The 20,350-nt window shown below is 72.1% G+C and carries 18 protein-coding genes; 15 read left to right on the forward strand and 3 right to left on the reverse strand.

Translation table 11 applies throughout. The annotated features are described in order from the left end of the window. Positions 1-9: 9 nt before the first annotated feature. The 13 genes from CLV68_RS22335 to CLV68_RS34165 all read left to right on the forward strand — a co-directional run bounded on the left by CLV68_RS22335 (position 10) and on the right by CLV68_RS34165 (position 13,313). On the forward strand, positions 10-561 hold the full coding sequence (locus CLV68_RS22335) for a MarR family winged helix-turn-helix transcriptional regulator (protein WP_121392832.1): 552 nt from the start codon (positions 10-12) through the stop codon (positions 559-561). An 89-nt stretch (positions 562-650) separates the two neighbouring features. Then, entirely contained in the window at positions 651-1,349 is a 699-nt protein-coding gene (locus CLV68_RS22340; protein ID WP_121392833.1) for a helix-turn-helix domain-containing protein, read from the forward strand. Between the two features lie 40 nt (positions 1,350-1,389). Continuing rightward, positions 1,390-2,586 (forward strand): tetratricopeptide repeat protein, encoded by a 1,197-nt coding sequence (locus tag CLV68_RS22345; protein ID WP_121392834.1) that lies wholly within the window; start codon positions 1,390-1,392, stop codon positions 2,584-2,586. After that, entirely contained in the window at positions 2,583-3,050 is a 468-nt protein-coding gene (locus tag CLV68_RS22350) for a hypothetical protein (RefSeq protein ID WP_121392835.1), read from the forward strand. Before CLV68_RS22345 ends, CLV68_RS22350 begins: the two co-directional genes overlap by 4 nt. 239 nt (positions 3,051-3,289) lie before the next feature. After that, positions 3,290-4,012, forward strand: a complete 723-nt coding sequence (locus CLV68_RS22355) for a CPBP family glutamic-type intramembrane protease (RefSeq protein ID WP_121392836.1) — start codon at positions 3,290-3,292, stop codon at positions 4,010-4,012. A gap of 335 nt (positions 4,013-4,347) precedes the next feature. After that, positions 4,348-5,244 carry a tetratricopeptide repeat protein gene (locus CLV68_RS22360; protein WP_147460122.1) on the forward strand — a complete coding sequence of 299 codons (897 nt, stop codon included), beginning with the start codon at positions 4,348-4,350 and terminating at the stop codon, positions 5,242-5,244. Further along, entirely contained in the window at positions 5,241-8,063 is a 2,823-nt protein-coding gene (locus CLV68_RS34160; protein WP_170224525.1) for a hypothetical protein, read from the forward strand. Before CLV68_RS22360 ends, CLV68_RS34160 begins: the two co-directional genes overlap by 4 nt. Beyond that, the gene (locus CLV68_RS22365; protein ID WP_170224526.1) at positions 8,060-9,682 is read left to right on the forward strand and encodes a helix-turn-helix domain-containing protein; all 1,623 of its coding nucleotides are present in this window, start codon (positions 8,060-8,062) and stop codon (positions 9,680-9,682) included. Before CLV68_RS34160 ends, CLV68_RS22365 begins: the two co-directional genes overlap by 4 nt. A 360-nt stretch (positions 9,683-10,042) precedes the next feature. Next, positions 10,043-10,393, forward strand: a complete 351-nt coding sequence (locus CLV68_RS33490; protein ID WP_147460123.1) for a hypothetical protein — start codon at positions 10,043-10,045, stop codon at positions 10,391-10,393. 405 nt (positions 10,394-10,798) lie between these two features. Further along, on the forward strand, positions 10,799-11,398 hold the full coding sequence (locus CLV68_RS22370) for a hypothetical protein (protein ID WP_121392839.1): 600 nt from the start codon (positions 10,799-10,801) through the stop codon (positions 11,396-11,398). 120 nt (positions 11,399-11,518) lie between these two features. Continuing rightward, positions 11,519-12,157 (forward strand): Crp/Fnr family transcriptional regulator, encoded by a 639-nt coding sequence (locus CLV68_RS22375; RefSeq protein ID WP_170224527.1) that lies wholly within the window; start codon positions 11,519-11,521, stop codon positions 12,155-12,157. A gap of 312 nt (positions 12,158-12,469) precedes the next feature. Continuing rightward, positions 12,470-13,180, forward strand: coding sequence for a hypothetical protein (locus tag CLV68_RS22380; protein ID WP_147460124.1), 711 nt, complete (start codon positions 12,470-12,472; stop codon positions 13,178-13,180). After that, the gene (locus CLV68_RS34165; RefSeq protein ID WP_170224528.1) at positions 13,173-13,313 is read left to right on the forward strand and encodes a hypothetical protein; all 141 of its coding nucleotides are present in this window, start codon (positions 13,173-13,175) and stop codon (positions 13,311-13,313) included. The genes CLV68_RS22380 and CLV68_RS34165 overlap by 8 nt, the downstream gene beginning before the upstream one ends. Here the strand turns inward: CLV68_RS34165 and CLV68_RS22385 are convergent. Continuing rightward, positions 13,289-14,566 (reverse strand): hypothetical protein, encoded by a 1,278-nt coding sequence (locus CLV68_RS22385; RefSeq protein WP_147460125.1) that lies wholly within the window; start codon positions 14,564-14,566, stop codon positions 13,289-13,291. The genes CLV68_RS34165 and CLV68_RS22385 overlap by 25 nt on opposite strands. A gap of 913 nt (positions 14,567-15,479) precedes the next feature. Between CLV68_RS22385 and CLV68_RS22390 the strand changes: the two genes are divergently transcribed. Both CLV68_RS22390 and CLV68_RS22395 read left to right on the forward strand, forming a co-directional pair. Beyond that, positions 15,480-16,145 carry an HNH endonuclease family protein gene (locus CLV68_RS22390; RefSeq protein ID WP_246010046.1) on the forward strand — a complete coding sequence of 222 codons (666 nt, stop codon included), beginning with the start codon at positions 15,480-15,482 and terminating at the stop codon, positions 16,143-16,145. Positions 16,146-17,343: 1,198 nt separating this feature from the next. Beyond that, complete coding sequence (locus tag CLV68_RS22395) at positions 17,344-17,976, forward strand: hypothetical protein (protein ID WP_121392844.1); 633 nt, start codon at positions 17,344-17,346, stop codon at positions 17,974-17,976. A gap of 9 nt (positions 17,977-17,985) precedes the next feature. Here the strand turns inward: CLV68_RS22395 and CLV68_RS22400 are convergent, their stop codons facing one another. After that, positions 17,986-19,179, reverse strand: a complete 1,194-nt coding sequence (locus CLV68_RS22400) for an RES family NAD+ phosphorylase (protein WP_170224529.1) — start codon at positions 19,177-19,179, stop codon at positions 17,986-17,988. 800 nt (positions 19,180-19,979) lie between these two features. After that, positions 19,980-20,300, reverse strand: coding sequence for a hypothetical protein (locus tag CLV68_RS22405; protein ID WP_147460126.1), 321 nt, complete (start codon positions 20,298-20,300; stop codon positions 19,980-19,982). Between the last annotated feature and the right edge of the window lie 50 nt (positions 20,301-20,350).

Genomic DNA, 20,350 nt, shown 5'->3' on the forward strand with positions numbered 1-20,350 from the left:
CCGATCGCCATGACCACACAGTCGCCCGTGCGGGCCCCCGACACCACAACCACGCCCACGGCGTGCGGTACCGATCCCGGCGCGGGTCTCGACACCGCCTTGGTGGCGGCGGTGGTGGACCTGCAGGTCGGCCTCCGGCAGTTCGACGAGTGGTACGCCGCGGCCCGCGGCCTGCACCCGATCGACCTGCGCGCGGTGATCGTCGTGGGCGGCCACCACCGCACCGAGAACCGGTACCCCACGCCGAGTCTGGTGGCCGCCAGGCTGTGCCTGACCACGTCCTCGGCCACCTCTCTGATCGCCCGTCTCACCGCGACCGGTCTCCTCCAGCGGGTCCGCGACGACCGGCTCGTCCGGGTCGAACTCACCGACACGGGGTGTGCGTTGCTGGCCGATCACCACGTTCGCCTCGGCGGCTTCCTCCCGCGCGGCGGCCTGTCGGGGCCGTTCGCGGAGTGGTCGGCGGCGGTGACCGCGGGCATTCGCGGTGATCACCGTCCCGACACACTCGCCCCTACCGGTCCGACCACCGGCCGCGGCGACGCGGGAGCGGGTCGATGACGCCACCCCGCGCCCCCTCCAGCCCACCCGCCCTCACCGTCCACCGCGGACACGACCCGGCCGGGTCGGAGGGCCGCCGGAGCGGTGTGATGTCGGGAGGATCCGTCGAGCGCGCGTCGCTGGACGGGACCCGGGCGGCGACCCGGCTGCTGCCCGCCGACACCCGCGCGCTGCTCGCGGCGCTCACCGGTGCCCTCGCGGACGCGGACGACCACGCGGCGGCGACCGCCGAACCCCAGCAACACCAGCACGTTCTGCTCACCGCGGCCAGGGCACGGCTGCGAGCCACCCAGCGGGCCGAACCGGCCGTCGCGGCGCTGCTGCGCCACGCGCGTCTGCTGGGCGTGGACCTCCCCGCGCTCGTGGGTGATCTCGACGTCCCCGTCGAGGACATCGGCGACGCCGACCGCGCCGCGCTGGCCGGGGTCGCCGTCGTCGGTCGTGCGCGGGCCGCGTGGGTGGTGGGTGATCTGCTCGCGGCGTTGCGGCACGGTCGGGAGTGGACCCGGCCGCGACTGGCCGCCCGCGTCGATTCCCCGGTATTGCCCGCTGGGCGGATCGGTGACCTGGAGTCGGGTGTGGTGACCCTCTACCTCGGGGACCTGCACCTGCTCTGCCGAGCCCTAGGGGTGCCGACCGCGGCGGTCTTGGCCGCCGCCGAGACCCTGCTGCCCTCCCGCGCCGGTCTCCTCCCGCTCAACGCCAACCCCGGCCTCGAACGCTACAACCACCCGCCTGACCGCACACATCCCACGCAAACAGCGTCCCGATCCCGCCCCCGCGCGTGACCCGGCCCGCCCCCACGCCACGTTGGACCTGGAGAACACCGTGCCCGAACCACTGCCCGCCCTACAGCGCCCCGTCCCCGAGATCCTCGCCGGACTCGACACCGCCGCCCGGGAGGGCCTGCGTGCCCTGAGTCGGGTGTCGGGACCGGTCGACGACATCACCGCCCGCGCCGTGACAGGACTGTCCCCCGCGACCGCGGACGACGTGCTGCGGCGATTGATGGCGGCACGCCTGCTCGAACGCGACAGTGTCGACGGAGACATCGTCGACGGAGACATCGTGGTGCCCGATCACGTGATCACCGCGGCCACGCGCGGCGAGACCCCCCGCGCTCTCGACCATCTCGACGACCTGGTCCTCGACCGGCTCGTCACCACCGCCCGCCACGCCGCGACCCTCGCCTGGCCCGCCCGCGACCTCCTACCGCCGGCCAACGCCGACACGCGCGTGCCGTGCACCGGGCCTTGGACGCTCGAGGAACCGGAGCAGGCCCGTCTGTGGCTCGACCGCGCCCAGCCCACCCTGATGACCGTCCTGCGCGGCGCCGCTGCCCGGGGCCGCCACCACGCCGTCGTGCTGCTGGCCGACGCGCTGCACACCCCGGCCATCCTCAACGCCGACACCGCGACCGAGGCCGACCTGGTCGAGTTGTGCCTGCCCGCCGCCCGCGCCCTGGGCGACCCCGCCCTGCTCACGCCGATCGCGACCCGCGCCACCCGCCGCTGGATCGCCGACGGCGACCTCGACCGAGCCCGGGCCCTGCTCGTCGAGCTGACGCAGTGGACCGAGCGGGACGGCGACGCGAACCCCGAGATCCTGGCGATCCAGGCGTCGCTGCTCGCCGCCGACGGCGAGCACGACACCGCCCTGGCCCTACTCGATGCCGTGGTCGAGGCGCACGATCAAGCCGGTGACGCGCGCGGTGAGGCGCAGGCGCTGATCCAGACAGGACTGCTGCTGCTCGCCCTCGACCGCCCCGGCACCGCCGTGGGGCCCCTGGCCCGGGCGGTCAGCTTGTTCCACGGGATCCTCGCCGGCGACCACTACCACCGCGGCCGCGCGGCCCTCGCCCTCGCCCACGCGCAGCTGGGCTGCGGGTTCATCACCGCGGCCAAGTCGACGGCCATTCTGGCGGTGGAGGCCATGACCGCCGCCGGATCCGCCCCCGGCGTCGACGCCGCGCGGAAGCTGATCACCACGATCACCACCCCGCAGTCCACACCGGACATCCCGTGACCACTGCCCCCGCGCGCGACACGCCGGTCGTCGACGGCGAACGCACGGAGATCCCCGCGCGGGATCCCTACGGTCGCCCTGCCCAGCTCACCGTCACCGGCGGCGTGGCCCGGGCCAGGGCCTCGGTGGTGGTCACCATCGTGGTGTCCGCGGTGAGCACCATCGCCCTCGACCACGACGCCGTCGACACGCTGCGCGCGGTCCTGGCACACCACGGCAGCACCGACACCGATCCGAGCAGGGTGCTCTGGTCGATCGCCGACGGGCACGCCACCATCCCCTGCCGGGACATGGCAGGCAGGGACAGCGCGCTGCTGCTCATCCCCGACGCCGACACGGTCCTGTTGGCCGCACCCGCCGGGCAGTCGGCGGCACTGGGCCGCGACAGCGTGGGAATCCTGCTGCGCGCCCTGCACGAGGCCCACCACCACCGCACCACCGGCCCAGCCGACACGACAGCGTGAACGCCATCCCTGTCCGCGCCGGGGAACCGATTCCGCCGACCGACATGTCGGTCGGCGAGGCGGTGGCGTCAACCGGTCCCCGGGTGGTGCCGCACACGGACACGGCGCCCCCGCGCTCCCTGCACGGACCAGTGACCCACCGAGCCCGGACTCGGTCGTGGCGCGCCTCGGGTACCTGCCCGCCGGTCGCCTCGACCGAGGACATACGACCCCGAAGACCAGGACGAAGGACACACTCGATGGCCGAGGACCCGACACCGACCACAGCACCGACCATGCCCCACCGGCTGGCGGACCCGTTCGTCCTGCGCCCCGCGCGGCACGACGAGACCCGGCTCGGTCTGTGGGTGGCGGCCGCCGCGGTCGTGGTGATCACCACCGGACCCGCCATCGTCAACGCGGCGCAACTGGCCTCCGGGATCGCGTTGCAGCTGCGGGAACACCGCACGCCGCTCACCGCCACCCTCGTCGCGGTCCTCGTCTGCGTGACCGCCGTGGCGGCGGCGTGGCTGAGCACCGGGTTGCGCCCGGTGGGACTGATCCCTCCCCCTCACAGCGACACCGGACGCTGGCAACAGCTCGCCCTGGTCGGCCTGTACGCGTTCGTCACGTTGCGCGGCGGCGCGCTGCTCGTCTCCTGGCTGCTCCAGGCGGGAGCTCCCGGCCCGGTGGGACTCGACACGGGTTTCGAACTGTGGCCGGTGTTGCTGGCCGGGTTCGCCGAGGAGTTGGCCGCCGCGACCGTCATCGCGTTGCTCTCCGCCGCCCGCACCCCCACCTGGGTCCTGGTCACCGTGGTGGCCTGCTACCGGGGGCTCGCGGGCCTGCACCTGGGGATCACCGCCGCCGCGGTGACCGCGGTGTGGTCGGCGGTGATGGCGGTGCTGATGCTGCGCCACCGCTGCGTTCTGCCGCTGATAGCCGGGCACACCCTCCACAACGCCCTGACCCTGCCGGCCTGAAAGGACAGTCCGCCATGCCCGCCCCCCACACACCGACACCGGCAGACGGCCCGTTCCCGACGGCGCCCGCACCCGCCGAGCAGCCCCGCGAGAACACCCGGCCCCCTGCCGGCACGACGATGTGTTCCGGGTGCGGCGGGAACAGTCCACTCGGGAACCAGGGGACCGCGCGAGCGGGGTCGTGCCCGTGGGACCGTCCGGTGCCCATCGCCCGGGCCGCGGCCGGGGCGTTCGCCCCCGAACACGCCCTGTTGCCTTGGAGGGACTCGGTCGCCGCTCGCGCCCCGGGTGGGCGGGTCTCGGCGCGTGTGTGGTTCGACCGCCACCATCGCGCCGTGATCGAGGCGGCGACGGACGCGGTGGATCGGGGGCATCCCGGGGCGGCGGTCGCGCTGGCCGACGCCCTCTACCCGTGGCTGACGGTCCGGGCCGATCCCGACCGCGGTGTCGCCGTGCACGCGCTCGCGGTGGGAGCGGCCCGCGCGCTGGGCGACCCGGCGGTGATCGCGATCATGCTGCGCAGGCTTGCTGGCACCCATCTCGCCGCTGGGGCGCACCGGCGGGCGGCGCCGCTGGTCGCCGAGGCGCTGCTGCTGGCCGGGTCGCGCCCCGGGGACCGCGCCGAGGCGCTTGTCCTGCGGGGCCGCCTCGCCGGGGCTCGCGGTGATCACGCCGAGGCCCTCGCCCACCTGGCCGACGCGCGAGACCTGCACCTGCTCGCGGGTCGGCCCCGGGGGGTGGCATTGGCGCTGGCGGCGACCGCGCAGAGCCTGCTCTGTCTCGGCCGGGTCGACGACGCCCGCGACGCGCTGCACACCGCCCGCCACACAGTCGTGGATGTGGCGGTGCCGCATTGGGAACACGCCGCCGTCCTGGTGGTCCTGGTCCGGGCGTGGGTCGCGGCCGGGCGTGTCGCCGACGCGGTCGACCTGGCACGACAACTGGTGGACCACCTCACCGCGCTGGGCTACGGCACCACGGGCGCGTTGGCCGAGGCCCGCGCGGTGCTCGACCGTCCGCGTGCTCATCGGCCGGAGTCGCGGGCCACCACCATATCCGCCGTTGGCGAGTCCGGTGAGGACACTCGGGTACAGGAGGCCGCGGCAGGGCCGGAGGTGACCACGCCGCCACCCACCGGGGCGCCGGACGATCAACCACGCACTCCCGAGTCCGAGTCCGAGTGCCGGGCCGGTGGGGCGGCTCGGCGCCGGTCGTGGGTGGGATCGGCGTGACAGCAGGGCAGACCGGTTCCGCGCATCCTCCCTGTCACGCCTGGCGATCGAGCGCGGCCGCGCTCGGCTCCCGGGTCGAGCCGGGCCGCGCCGGGTCACCCGGGCACGGGTACCTCCACGACTCGGCCACGCGCGCGACGCTGGCCAGGGTGGCCGCGGCCCTGGGGCGTGTCCAGCGCGGCGCCGCCGACCGCGAGACCTCACTGGTGTCCCGCATCGCCGGCACCCGCGCGAGCACGCCGAGGTGGACGGTTCATGGCGGCGAGTCCTCGGTGGCGGGGTTGCTGGAGTGCTGCCGGTCCCTGGGGGTGTCGGCCGCCGCCCTGCTCGGCGGCGTCGACCTCCCCGCGCGCAGCGTCACCCGCGCCGACCGCGCCGTCCTGGTCACCGCCACCACCACCGCCGACGGTGTTCGGACACCGGCGGCCCTCGGGGCCCTGCTGCGCGCGCTGCGGTGCGGGCGGGGCTGGAGTGAGCAGCGGTGCGCCGTGATGGCGAAGGACCCGGCGATGCCCGCGACGCGGATCAGGGCGCTGGAGCGCGGGGACGAGATCCTGCATCTCGGGGACCTGGTGGTGCTGTGTCGGGCGTTCGCCGTGCCCGCCGCGGCCGTGCTGGCGGTCGCGGAGGCATCGACGAGGCCACGGTGGCGGGTCGCCGGCCTCCTCGACAGGCCCCTCACCACCCCGCGCCCCCACTCGGCGCCCACGCCGCCGCCCACCCCTGTTCGGCCCGTGCCGCCACGACCGATCCCGGATCGACGCATGGCCGGGCCGGCACAGGGTCAGGATGAGGTCGATCGCGACCCCGAGGAGTCGTTCGCGATCTCGACGGCCGCCGCGATGATCACCGCCCTGGTGGCGGTGGTGGCGCGGCGGGCGGGCAAACCGGCACCAGCCCATACCGGCGGCGGGGGCCTGGCCGCTCTCGATGTGGTGTGCCAGCGGTATGGGATGAGCGCGGCGGGAGTGCTCGCCGCGCTCGAAGGCGCCACACCGCAAGCGTTGCGGGACGCGATGACCCCCGCCCCCCGCTCACGCACGCGGCGGCCGACCGGACCGCCCCCGCGGGTCGGTGGGGTGGGCGGGCCGTGGGCGGACGAACTCCTGCACCAAGCCCCGGCGCTCACGACGCCCGCCGCGGTGCTCGCCGCGAACCTCACCCGGATGCCCGTCGAGCAGGTCGTGGCCGACGCCGGGGTCGCCGCCCGGGCCCTCGGCGAGGCCGCCGCCGCGGGCGCGCTGCCCGTTCCCCTGGCGCTGCTGCGGGGGCGCGCCATCCCCGACGCGGCGGTCCTGCCCGACGGGTATGGGCAGGTCCCGTCCTGCCCGGACACCGTGGGCGCCGCTCTCGCGGCCCTGCTGCGCCAGGCCCGCGCAGGGGTCACGCTCGACGCCGCCGCCGCAACCACCCACCTCGACCCGGACACGCTGCGGCTGTGGGAGAGCGCACGGGTGGACCCGCCGCTGCCGGACCTGATCGAGCACTGCGACCGCCTCGACATCGATCCCGCCGCCCTCATCGCGCGGATCGACCAGCGCGACGCCCGCCGCTGCCAGGCCATCGCGACGTGGGAACCCGCCACGCGGGACCCGCGTGCGGTCGCGGGCGAGATCCTGGCCCACCTGCGGCGCCGTCGCCGCCTCGGCGTCGCCTCCGCGGCCGCCCTGCACGGCCCCACCCTGGGCGCGCGGACCCTGGCGCGTCACGAGAGCGGGCGGCGGCCGGTGCCCACCGGGCTCTGGATCCTGCTGGTGCGGCGCCTGGGCGGGTGCCCGGTCGCGGCCACCAAGGCCCTGCTCGATCGCCTCGCCCACCTGCCCGGAACCCACCGCCGCACCCGCACACCCGCCCGGGTGCTCCTGGCCCCCGGGGCCCGGCTGGTCGACCTCCACACCCTCGCCACCGACCCCCGCCCCGACGCCGCCCTGCTGGCCGGCTGGGCCAACCGGGTCCGCGCCGACACCCGCGCCCGCGTCGCGGCCCTCGACCCGGTCTCGACGACCACCCTCGCCGCCCTTCTCGATCAGCCCCCGAGCACCCAGACCGCCGTTCTCGACCGCCATCCCGCCGCAGCGCCCACGGTCACGCCCAGTCCGTGGCGGCACCAACCCGGCCACGGCACCGGCCGCATCACGGTGGCGCTCGGCACCGACGGCCACCCCTTCGACCTGGCCCTACCCCCGGCCGTCACACGCCCCTACCGGCGTCGACCGAACGAGGCCACCGTCGCCACCGCCCTCGGCGCCCTGCTCGCCGCCATCCGACACCACGCCCCCACCCCCGCCCCCGCGGCGCCGAACGCGGGTCGGCGTCTGGGGTGGGAGGCCGGGGCGGCACCCATGACCGTGACCGAGTTCCTGCGCCACTGCGCCCACCTCGGGGTCAGCGGCGCCGCCGTCATCGCCGCCCTGGACGGCACCACCGCCACCGACCTGCACCGCCACGCCCGCCGCCACGGCACCGGCCGCCGACCCCACGTGGGCGCCCTGGTCACCCAGGCCCTGCACCGCACCGGCCTCGACCCCGAACAGTTGCGGGCGCTCACCCCCGGACCCGGCACCGCCATCGCCCCCAACCAGGGACAGGCGCTGCGCGTCACCCGCCTCTACCTCACCGCCGGAGTCCTGCGCGCCAGCGCCGCCGGATGGCTCGCCGCCCTCGACCCCCACCCCCACACCCGCTGGCGCACCGAACTCCCCCTCCTCACCGCCCTCGTCGACGACCTCGCCCACCGCCGCGTCCTCGACCTGTCCCTGCTGCGCGCCGACCCCCGACTACCCCGCACCCACCTGCCCACCGCGGTGGAGCCGACATGACACCGACCCCAGCGGTGTCCCGATCACAGACAACGGCCCACCCCACCGGCGGGGTGCCCGACCACGGGAGTCGAACACCCCCACAGGCCCACCCGGACGCACCCGGCACCGGCGCCGTCAGGACCGACAACCACACCAGGTTCGCCCAGGCGATCGGACGCGTCCTGCGCGCACGCCGCGAAGCACTCGACCTCTCGCCCGCCGACCTCGCCGCCCGTCTCGGAACCGTCACGGCGAGCACCATCGGCTCCTACGAACGCGGGGACCGCCGCCTCACCGCCTACCGGGCCGCGCACCTCTGCCACGCCCTGCTCATCTCCCCCGAACACCTGCTCACCGCCGCGATCACCGGCACCACCGCGCTGCGCGACCCCCTGCCCCCGCTCCTGCTCATCGACCCCGAACCGCTGCGCGGCCCCGATATCCCGCCCGCCCTGCGCCGCTTCGCCACCCACAGCCTCGCCCCGGCCTGGATCACCGCCGCCACCGTTCGCCACCTCGCCGCCCTCGACGACCGCGACGACCTCGAGGTGCTGCGCCACTGCCACCGCGCCCGCATCACCCCGACCCCACCACGCACGCCACCCCCAACACCCACCACACCCCGGTTCCACTGTCTGCTCGGCGACTGGATCCAACGTCTGCGCGCCCTGCACGGCTGGTCCCGGCAGCAACTCGCCGACCGCGTCACCCACCACAGCGGCGCCGCCATCGCGCCGGTCACCGTGCACACCTACGAGACCGGCACCCGCCACATCGCCCTGCACCGACTCCACGACATCGCCTGCGCCCTCGACGCCTCGGCGGCGCACGCCCTCACCCACGCCACCGACCCCGCGCCCACATCAATCGACCACCCCGGCACCGACCACGACCACCCGATCACGACCCACCACCCACACAGAGGACCACTTGTCCACATCGGACGCAGTCGGAGTCCTGAGCGCACCGACTGGCCCGAGCACACACTCCTGGGCGCACTGACCACCGAGACCAGGACCGCATTGCTCCACGCCGGCCACACAGCGGTTCGACCGGCAGGCACGACGCTCATCCGCGAAGGCGACACCGACAACCAGACCATCCTCATCCTCGACGGCACCGTCAAGATCACCGCCCGCTCCCCCATCGGCACCGAGGTCCTGCTCGACCTACGCTCGGCCGGGGACATCGTCGGCGAAACCGGCGCCCTCACCCCCGACGCCCCGCACCCCACCACCATCCGCGCCGCCACCACACTCGCGGCGCGGATCATGCACAGCGACACCCTCGCCACACTGCTCGCGACACACCCGGACCTCTCGATCCAGATGAGTCGCTCGATCCAGTCACGCCTGCGGTGGGCCGAACGCCGCCGCCTCGACACCGCCATCAAGGACGGCTCGGTCCGACTGGCCACCCTGCTCGTCGAACTCACCGACCACCACGGCGAACTCACCGACGGCCACTGGAGCTTCCCCCAACTCACCCGACACGACCTCGGCTGGCTCACCGGAATGGCCCCCCGCACCGTCGAACATGCGATCGCCGCACTCAAACCACACGGCCTCACCGCCGGCTACCGCACACTCCGCGTCACCAACCTCGACGACCTCCGCCGATACGCCGTTCGACCATGACGCCACCGCGCTGCTGCTCACCAACCAACTCGGTGCCCGTGCCCCGCCTCGCCAGCCGCGCGGCCGCACCCGCAGTGCGGCGGCGTGCCGTTGGCGGTGGCCGTGGCCGCCGCGCGTGGCCGGCGGGAGCATCTCGCGGCCGGATCGGCAACTCCGTCAACAGCCCAGTTCACACCCACTTCTGTCTGACGGCAAAGGAACCCGCCGCCATGACCACATCCGTGCTCATCACCTCCCCCCGCCGCCGCCCCGGAGCCCCCTCTGGTCGAGCCCTCCGCCGACCTCGTCGCGGCGACGGCCCTGCTGCGCCCGTCGCTGTCCCTGTCGTCGTGGCGTCGAGGGTTCGCCTCCGCCAACGGCATGCACCCGACCGATCTGCGCGCGCTGCTCATCGCCGACGCCCACCACCACGACCACCAGACGCACCCGACACGAGGGGCCATGTCCGGCGCGTTGGGACTCAACTCGGCGCCGGTGACCGCGCTGCTCGACCGCCTCGCCAAAGCCGGTCACCTCCCACGCGAGCGGGACACCACACCGACCGCCGCCGCGTGCTGGTCCAGCACTCCAACCAGGGCCGGGCGCTGGTCGCCGAGCGCACCTCGCGCGCGCCTTGCCCTCCGGGTACATCACCAAGGAGAACAGGACACCGGCGACCTGGTCAGCCACCGTTCCGGCGCTCGACGGCGCCGACGTTTGACAGCACAGTAACGATCGCGACCAGGCGCCGGGGAGAGCGCCCCGACCTCCGCGCCGCCGCACGCACCCTCCACCCCGGACCCGACGGTGCTGTCGCCCGCGCAACCGCCTTGGCCTTCCCGGCGCGCGCGGTGACACCGGTCCTGGCGGGTGATCCCGGGTCGCGTGGACCCGTGCGCAGGGGGCCGCTACGACCTGCACGAGGACCTCCGAGAGTGGGCCGAGACCCACCACGCCGACCCCGAAGACCTCGCCGCGCGCCGCCACCTCACGCAGGCCACCGGGCCCCACGCCGCCACCGGCGGCGTGGGGCCGCCGAGTCCGACCGCGCCGCAGCGGCGGAACCGCCCGCCCGACCACCCAGCTCGTGGACCACTTCCTTGTGGCCCGCGAGCACCGAACCCGGAGGTGAACGCCGTGCTTATGTCCACCGACTGCGTCCCCGACACCGACTGGATCACCCACGCCTACGTCTGGTTGACCGTGGCCGTGGGCGGGGACCCGTACCCGCTGCCGCCCCAGATCGGCCAGGTCGTGGTGCTCGGCCTCGCCGGCATCCTCGGGCTCCTCGTTCTCGGGCTCGTTGTGACCCTCGCGCTCGTCGTGACGTGCTCGGCGCTGTCGGCGCTCTACAACCGACTGCCGCACCGTCGCCGGAAAGCAAGGGCGCGGGCACGGGCCAGCGAGGCCGAGCACGACCGGCGGTGCCGGTGCGGAACCGACTGCCGAGGCTGGGCGACGTGCGGCGAGCACCACCCGGAGCGCGACTGTGTCCACTCCCGCAGCGGATGCCTGTCCGAAACAACGAGGACTGTGAGTACGACTGCCGCTGCGACTGCCGCGACTGCCCCGTATACGACCGGCGTCTCGCGGCGCCCCGCGATCAGCGACCACCTGCCCCCGCGCCCGCACCCCCTGACGCCGCCACCGAACGCGGCGGCCGCTCCCCCGACTGCGCGGGCCCCGCTCCGCCCCGGCACCACGCTGAGCGCGCCACCGGAAACGGCGGGGCGCTAGATGCCGGTACCCCCTGTCCTGCCTGGTGCGACGCCAACAGGTCGTGACGCCATCTCCGGCGAACCGGGGGCACCTCCGCCCCCGGCCGACCACCTGCGCCCGGCGCCGACCCTGCTCCAGATGCTGTCCACGCACACCACACAGGCCCTGATGGAGGCCGGAACCCGGGACCGTCACCACCCCGGCAGGCCGCTGTTTCGCGCGGGCGATCCCGCCCGCACCGCCCACCTGGTGCTGACCGGGGCGGTGAAACTGACCACCGCCCTCCCCGATCGCCCGCCCCGCCTGCGGGAGATCCGCACCGCGGGCAACCTCGTCGGCGACACCGAGGCATGGGACCACACGCACACACGCGCCGAGACCGCGCACACCGAAGGCGCGGTGACAACACTGACCCTGCAACACCACCGCCTCATCTCCCTGACAAGCGGATACCCCGACCTGGCCCTGGCGATCACCCGAACCACGACCACGCGATTGCGCTGGTACCAACACCGCGCCGACACCCGCGGCAACGACAGCCACCCCCGCGTGGCCCGCCTCCTGTGCGACCTCGTCGACCTCCTCGGCCTCACCCCCGACAACCAGCTGCCGATCTCCCTCACCCGCGACGAACTCGCCGACCTGGCAGGACTGTCCCCGCCCACCGCCGAACGCGCCCTCCACCACCTCATCCACACCGGCACGGTCATCAAGGGCTACCGCATCATCCGCATCCGCGACCTCCACGCCCTGCGGCTGACAGCAGGCAACGAATGACCGCACACCACCGCACCCAGCCCCAACACCTCACCCACCCCACGGCCCGAAGGAGACATCAACCTGTCCACATCAGACATTCTCGCGACTGCCATCGACACCGGCTCGTGGTCGGGCACGACGGCGCCGGGTCCGCTGTCATCCCCCACCAGGACAGCGCTGCCCGGCCAACGCCCGACCCTCCAGGACCACGCGAGGTGACAAGGCGCCCGTCCAGACCGGGGACGAGGAGGTCACCCAATCGTGGATCGGGCAGGACCTGTCACCCTGGAGACCAACCGGGATTGACCGAGCGGTGGAGGCGGCGGCGTGGTGGGCGAAGGGTCCTGGGCGGACTGGGCAGTGCGCGATGAGGGCGTGGCCCTGCTGATCGTGCGGGGCACCTCGGTCGAGGAGGTGCTACGCCGCTGGGGACAGGTCCAGGGGCCGCTGCGCGAGACCAACTGGGGGCAGGTGCTGCGCGACGCCATCCACCAAGCCGATGCCCCGGCGGCGCGGGGGCGGCTGGTGGCTCTGCGGGTCTTGTCCTCACGGGAGGGCGAGGTGGTCGTGGCGCACGACGTGTCCGGCGTCGGGGTCGCCCACGAGCGGCTGGTGGCCGCGGTGTCCGCCGGTGGCGGTGAGGCGGTGTCGACGTGGGGAGGCGTCGGCGCGGGATGGGTGCACGCCATCGACGGCGACGTGGTGGCCTCGGCGACGACGTCCGGTCAGGTCGTGGGCCCCGCGGCGGGGGCGGCGGTCACGGTGCTGCGCGCGGCCGCAGTGCGGCGGGACGCCTCTGTCGTGGCGGGGTTGATCGTGGCCGCGGACGCCCTCGGCGTGCGGATCGGCCTGCCGGAGCGCACCGACACCGTGTTCGCCGCGGCGCTGCTACCGACAGATCACACGGTATGGCCCGAGCGGGCACCCGTCCCCGGCGATGTACCGGTCGTTCCCCTGGACTCCGGGGAAGCCACCGGGCCGGTCGCCGCCGGGGAGGTCGCCCCGATCCGGGTGCTGGGGCTATATACCGGCGATGCCTGACCGACAGGGGACGACGACCAAGAACCCGACGGCACAGCCGCAGGAGATCCCGATCGCCGTCCCCCACAGGAAGATCGACTTGGCGGAGACCGCCGGGAGCGCGGTCGGTCAGGCCACGATGGACAGCTTGTAGCCGTCACCGTGCAGCAGCCGCTGGTTGACGGTGAAGATCCCGAGCCTGCTGCCCGCCGCTGCGTTGGAGGCGTTGGCGATGTGGGCGCGCATACACCGCTCGGCGCCGGTCGGGGAGTTCAGCGGGCTGATGTACCAACTGGAGCCGGACTTGTAGACCCGCACCTCGGCACACAGCTGCCCCGGCCCCCACTGCGCCCCGGACTCCAGCGATCTGGCGAACGGAAACTCGTCGCAACTGTCGGTGGGCGGGTTCCAGGTGTGGTTGGGCACGAACGTCGAGTTGCAGATCGTGGCGCGGTTGGTGGCGGCGATCGCGTCACTGCCCTGGCGGTGCAGCGGTGCGGCCGTGGTGCCCCAGTGGTCGGCCAGCTTGTTCTGCGCCCACCAGTACCCCGCGGCCGCCTGACCGACCGCGGGGTCGGACAGGCTCAACGCCAACGTGGGGGTGAACAAGGTGTTCACACAGCCGCCGTAGGTGCCGACCTCGATGTCGCAGCGGACGCCGGGCGCGCCGTCGGTCTTACCGGGAGCCACCGGCACCACACCGGGCTGGTAGAAGCTGAAGGTGTAGTCGGTACGGATGGCGCCCTTGGTGTCGGAGCCGAGCTCGGCGAACACGTCGGCGCCGACCTCGATCACCGTCCCGGTGCTCACCGGACCCGAACCGTGACCGTTCTCGACCTCGCACGGGCCGTTGCAGTCGGCGACCACCGAGACCGTCAGCCCGGCCAGGATCCCGGTGCCGCCGGTCATGGTCAGGGTCAGGTCCTCGTTCCACGACAGCAAGGTCGGGTCGAGCTTGACTTCCTCGTCGATCGCGAACGTGGCTGTGGCGATCGAGTTCCCGCCCGCGTCGCGGACGGAGTAGGTCAACGCCAACCCGTGCAGGCAGGCTTCAGTGCGGTTGAGCCACCACTGCCCCGCTGCCAACGAATCGCACCACGTACTCGACCTCGACCGCGTCCGCACCGATGACTCCTCGACCCCGGCCCGCGCGCCGACGGAGACGCACGCGGTGTTCCCACCGGCCAAAGCGGGCACACCGCAGGTGGTCGAGGACTTCGCCGCACCCGCGGACACCACCCGCCGCGCCGCCGCCGTCTCGTGCGTCGCCGTGGCGGCCACAACTCGCACGGTGCCCGGCGGCACCGCCGCGGCCGCCACCGACACCGGCGCGACCAGCACCGCCGCCGCAACGGCCAACACCGCGACGATCCCCTTGCCCCACCGGCATGTTCGGTCAGTTCTCACCCGAAACTCCTGTCCTCGACTTGGTTTCTCACCGCCCGATCACCGGGCGGGTAGGCCGTCGAGACGCTAGCCATGACACAGAAGGCAGACAGGATCAATTCCAGGCGAAGCGCACGATCATGGCCAAGACTGCCCGATCGGCCCACACAGTCCAATCACGCAGCGCAACGACGACCGAAGCCGGATGCCCGACGCGGCGTATCCCGTGGCCCGGCTTCCCGCCACCGCCCGTCCGGGTCACACGCCAGGACCGCACCCGGAGCCGTGCTGCTGGGCGCCGTCGAGCGGCACGGGGCAGCGGACCGGCCGGCCACGCCCTTAGGTCGGGCTGGTGACAGACGAGCTACGACAGCAAGTGGTCCGCGCGCTCGTGCTTGCCCTGGGACGGGCCAAGCTACTGGCCAGCGGCCGGGACGTCGCCTCCTGGTAGGACGAGGACACAGTCGTGATGGAATGGGCGCAGGGTCCCTACTCCCACGAGGTCTCGGCAAAATCGGTCACCGGCAGCGCCTCCGGACTGTTGGATATCGACTCCCTCGCCCCCGAACTCCGGCTCCGCGTGCCTGACATCCCTGACGCGCCCGTGCGGTTGGTGGTGGGTCGGCTACTGGTCTTAGATCCCTGGCTCGTCCACGGCACCTGCAAGGGCAGGGCGACGGCGCTGCCGCACGGGTCCAACGTATCCCGGCCGGAACTGTGCTCGGCCTCAGGTGACCACCTGCAATGCCAGTCGAGTCGCGGCAACGAAAGCCTGCATGGTCGCGCAGTGAGAGCAGGCTCGCCGCCCCAGACTGGAGTACGCAGTCCAAGCTGGCCGGACCTGATCGAGTGACGAAGACACGATGATCAAGCGTCGTCGTCGCTGTCCCGGTAGGACGGTAGTGGTCCGAGACTCCGAGTCGGGGGTGTTGTCGTGCGTGCTGTGATGACGATCGTGGCAGCGTTGGTGGCTGGGGTGATCGCGACGCCGGGCGTCGCACACGCCCAGCAAGTCACCAACCCGGTACACGTGCAACTAGGTCTTCGGGAAGCGATCGCCGCGTTGCCGGTGGCCGACGAGGTACGTGAAGGGTACGAGCGAACCAAGTTCAAACACTGGATCGATGCCGACCGCGACGGCTGCAACACCCGCGCGGAAGTGTTGATCGCCGAGGCCATCACCGCACCGGAGATCTCCGGACGATGCGGCCTCACCGGGGGCGACTGGCACTCCTACTACGACAACGTCCGCATAGACAGGGCCGGTGCCCTCGATATCGACCACATGGTGCCCTTGGCCGAGGCATGGGACTCCGGCGCGTTCGACTGGACGCCGCCGCAACGACAGGACTACGCCAACGACCTCGACGAACCCAGGGCACTGGTGGCTGTCACCGCCAAGACCAACCGATCCAAAGCCGATCAAGACCCGGCGACCTGGCTCCCCCCAGCCCCCGACGCGCTGTGCACCTATCTCGCGGACTGGGTGACAGTCAAAACACGCTGGGGCCTCAGCGTCGACGACACTGAACGCGACACCCTCACCCTCCGGGCACAGGACTGCCCCGATGCCACAATCGACACCAACGTCGCTTACTGACTGGCCCAGACACTCCGACCGGCTGCGTCAGCCGCGTGTAGAAGCAGGACTCAGCCGGTCGACTGCTCACCGCGCTCGACGCACCCGCGACGTCGCGCAGACGGCTGTCCTCGCACTGGCGGGCCCGGCCAGTAAGGGACGGTCGTGGAACTCGACGGTGATCGCGTGGGCTTGAAACGAGGTCGTCACCGCGTCGGCCACCGGCTCTCGATCTGCCGAGACTCCCCCGAACACATACCCCGCCAGATCGACATTCACCACGGGGCCCAGCCACGGGACGGCGGCGACACTCGTGTGGGACTCCCGTTGTCGCGCTTGAACGGTGCACGACGGTCCGCGACCACCGGAGCCGCCAGAACCCGGATGAACACCCCAGGGCATCGTCCGGATTCGCGCGCCCCGTCCCACCAGCAACGTTTTCGCCAGTAATCGTCTTACACCACAACACTCCACCCTCGCCGCCATCGCACGCACCGCAACGAGGGCAATGAGGGCAATGAGGGCACGCCAGAACACGCGCGGTATTATCCGAACGAGCGAATGACTCCAGGTGAAGTCAAATTGACCCTCACCTGGAGTCATGTCTTCTTCGCTCAGGAAGCGGTCAGCCCAAGTTGACTAGGCTCTGACTGGCTGCTACCTGCGGTTTCATCGGGCGCGCTGTCAGCCGGGGATGACCCCGGCGGGCAGCGCGCCCGTGTTGGCGAGCAACATCGTCGTCAGCGCCAACACCCAGGTGATCATCACCCGGCAGCGCGGACAGTCACGCTTCGACATTCCCACACTCTCTTTCTATCCGTCCACCCGCGTTCAGCGGGCCGCGGTGAAGAGTATCGCCAGCCATCCCCCCAGCCTTCATGTCGGGTGCAGTCTCATCGGCCGTTGTTGGCAAGTTCCTTACGTGGCACTGTCAAACTCCCCAATGGTGTCGGTGAATGGCCAGCCAGTCACCAGCGGTTCATCGGTGCACGGCGACTCAAGACCGGTGGGCCATGGAGGCATGCTGCCCAAGGCGACGGTCGGTCAGGCCTGTCCCAGCTGACCGACCCACACCGCAACGGATGTGCGGCATGTTCGGAGCAACGTGCTCGCCTGACGAGATATCGCCCGATCGTGGACGACCACCGGCGCGGCATACCGTGAAGGTCATGACGACGCCCGAGTTCGACCCCGGCCCCCGGCCCCGCCCACCTGTCCCGTGATCGCCGACGATCGCACCCTGCTGCTGGATCTGGAGAACCTCGGTTCCGCGACGTTGAAGCCCAGGCCGCTACGAGCCCGCCTGGAGACGCTGCTGTCCGCGGCGGGCGAACACCACCACGCGATCGCCGCGTACGCGGTCACCGAGGGCGAACCGGATCCGATCGTGTCGGTGCTGGCCGAACTGCGTGTGGCGCCGCTGCGGGTGCGCCCCGGCCCGGATGCCGCCGAGCTCGCGCTGCTGGCCCACGCTCGCCACGTCCATGCCGAGGGCGGCCGGATCTTCCTGGTCGGCAGCGCCGACGGCCGCTTCGCCGATCTCGCCGCCCTGGGCCGGGTCGAGTTGCTGGTCTGGGAGGGGCAACCAGTGGCCACCAAGCTGACCGACGTCGTCCACGCGACCCATCGCGTGCCCCGACCGACCTGCACACCGGTCGAGGATCCCCCCACCGTGCACCACGCTGAACCTGAGCCTGTCTCGGACCCCGGTGCCTCCATTGCCGCTGCACGCCCACCGGACCATCCGAGACAGGCACTCGCGGGCTGGGTGGTGACCGGACTGGTCGGAGGGTTCACGGTCGCCGTTGGTCAGCGACTGCTGGACCTGCTGGCACCCCGCCGGCGGCGGTGACCGACACCTTCATGGCTTGCCGGGTTCGGTGCGCGCTGGGTGGGTCGCCTCGTGCAGACGTGCGGACCCGGCCACGAACCGCAGCATCGGCTCCTGCTGAGCGTGGGGCGGTGAAGTGTCGTTGTCGACGCAGTGGCTCTGTTCGCAGAACAGGACCAGGTTGACCGCGCCATTGCGGGCGCTGCGGTAGCGGATGCCGTGGACCGGGGTGGCGGCGGCTAGGCGCAAGTACTCGGTGACGACCTGTGTGGGCACGTAGTCGATGTGAATGCGCTGATCGAGTATCACCGGCGTGGTGAGGTCGGCGACGAAGTCCCGCAGGAACCGCAAGTCAAACCAGGAGCCCGTGCGGCCCGTCTCGGTGTAGAGACTGGGCTGGGCGGGCAGGTCGACCAGGTCGAGCAGGAGTAGGTCACGCACGGTGTCGAAGGCCCCGATCACGGCGTGGGGTTTGCTGTTGTCGTGGGTGCGTATCTCGGCGAGGGCGGTGTCGGGGTCGTCGCTGCCGTAGAACATGGGGATCCCGGCGGGGCTGAACCGGTTGCTGGAGGCCTCCCGGGGCGGCGGGCTGCCAAGTTCGGCGGCGGTGGCGAACCGAATGAGGTCGGCGGGATTGTCGGCGAGGCGCCCGCGCCAGAACCGTTGTCCGGCGGGCACGACGCGGCGCAGGCCGTGCTCGTCGATGATCCGCTCCAAGTGCCGCAGCAGCCTCGCAGCGGTCAGGTCGCCACAATCCTCGAACTCGGACTCGGGATGGGGAGCGTCTGGTCGTGGGAGCAGAAACACGAACCGCGACCGGTGCTTGACCTGGTCGCAGAGCCTTCCCCACGCCCATGTGAGCATCTCGTCGGGCCGGTTCGGCCCACCGTGGTGCGAGTAGGCGGTCCAGGCGTCGTCGGCGATCGCCGCGGCGATGGCTTCCAGCACGGTGTCGGTGACGTCACCGCGGCACACGCGCTCGGCGACCTCGTCGCGGCGACGGATCGGCGCGCCTGCGTAGGCCTGGGCCTCACCGTCCCACGGCATGCCGGCGTCGTCGGGGGTGCTAAACAGGAATCGCACCGCGGCCATCACCTCGGTCATGAGGTGGTCGAAACCGACCGCGATCGCCGCCGCGCCCGGGTCGGCACGGTTACCGCAGAAAAAGCAGTCGTGCTCGCTCAGATGCTGCCGCAATTGCTCACGCAGGCCGGGGTCGAGCACGCAGTCCAGGCAGACCGGCTGCCGGTCGAAGTCGCCGAAACCACGCTGCCGCAGCTCTTCCCGGTGCCGGTTGCTCCATCCCATCGTCGCATCAAACCAGGACCAAGCCGCCCGCGCCGGGCAGGTGACCGAGGAGGCACGGAAGGCGTCGAGTCACGCGCCCAGGTGGGTTGAGCCGATGTCGGCCAAGCCGGACGACGACCGCTTAAGTTGAGTCCACAATCGATACTCGCTCAACCTGCCCAGTGGAGAGCGCCAGACTATGAGATCATCTCGTTTCACCGCCGGATCTATCCTTGGCGGACGTCGAGTTGATCAGCAACGGTGGTCTGCTGCACAACCCACAATGGGATGACCACCGTGTGCCTCGCGAGGGCGTTCCTACCGGCGCCCCTGCCTATGTCGGTGACTCGATCGCCTCAGTGCCGTAGCCGTGTCGCGCGATGTCGCGATCGATTCACCTTGGTGTGGTGCAGCGCTGCGCTCGGGCACAGGCGAGGCGGTCGTGAGGTGCCACGCTGACAGGCCCCGACGTCACTGAAGTCCGCTCCAGGTGACGTGGTGCGAACTGCTCCCATGGTTCGTCCGCGACTTCGGACGTGGCACTGGGGTTCGCTCCGTGACGTTCGGTTCTAGGCGACGCGACTTGGGAGTTCGCGCGACGGAAAGCGGAGTCCGTTGGATCTCGTTCTCAGCAACGGGCCGACGGTACCTGTAGGGCGTTCGCGGTCGAAGTTGCAGGCGAGTTGTCTCTGCATGGTGGTTGTTCGCCGAAGGTCGGCGGAGAACAAGCGGTGTCATCAGCGCGGGTCGGGGATAGCATCTAGTTCGACCGGTTCCCCATCCTGTTCAAGCGCAAACGCGCGACGTATAAGCATGGCCGCGTACTCGATGTCGTACACGCTGGTCTCCCGTTGCGGATCTTCGTCCCAGCCGCGGGGAAATACAGGCAGGCGAAGGTCTGCCAAGTCGAGTTTGGCTAGGCCCGTGCGGGCGTACTGCCGGACGCGTTCCCTGGACACCCCGAACACACAACTCATGGTGTTGAGGTGGCACGGCCGGCCATCCAGCAACCCGAACGCCATCAGCAGGGTGGATGCCTCCCGCTCGGTCAACACCACGGAGTCAGGTGTGGTGAGAGACCGCCAGAGTGCGGCGTACTCCGCTCGAA

The organism is Actinokineospora cianjurensis (genome assembly GCF_003663795.1).
Lineage (GTDB): Bacteria > Actinomycetota > Actinomycetes > Mycobacteriales > Pseudonocardiaceae > Actinokineospora > Actinokineospora terrae.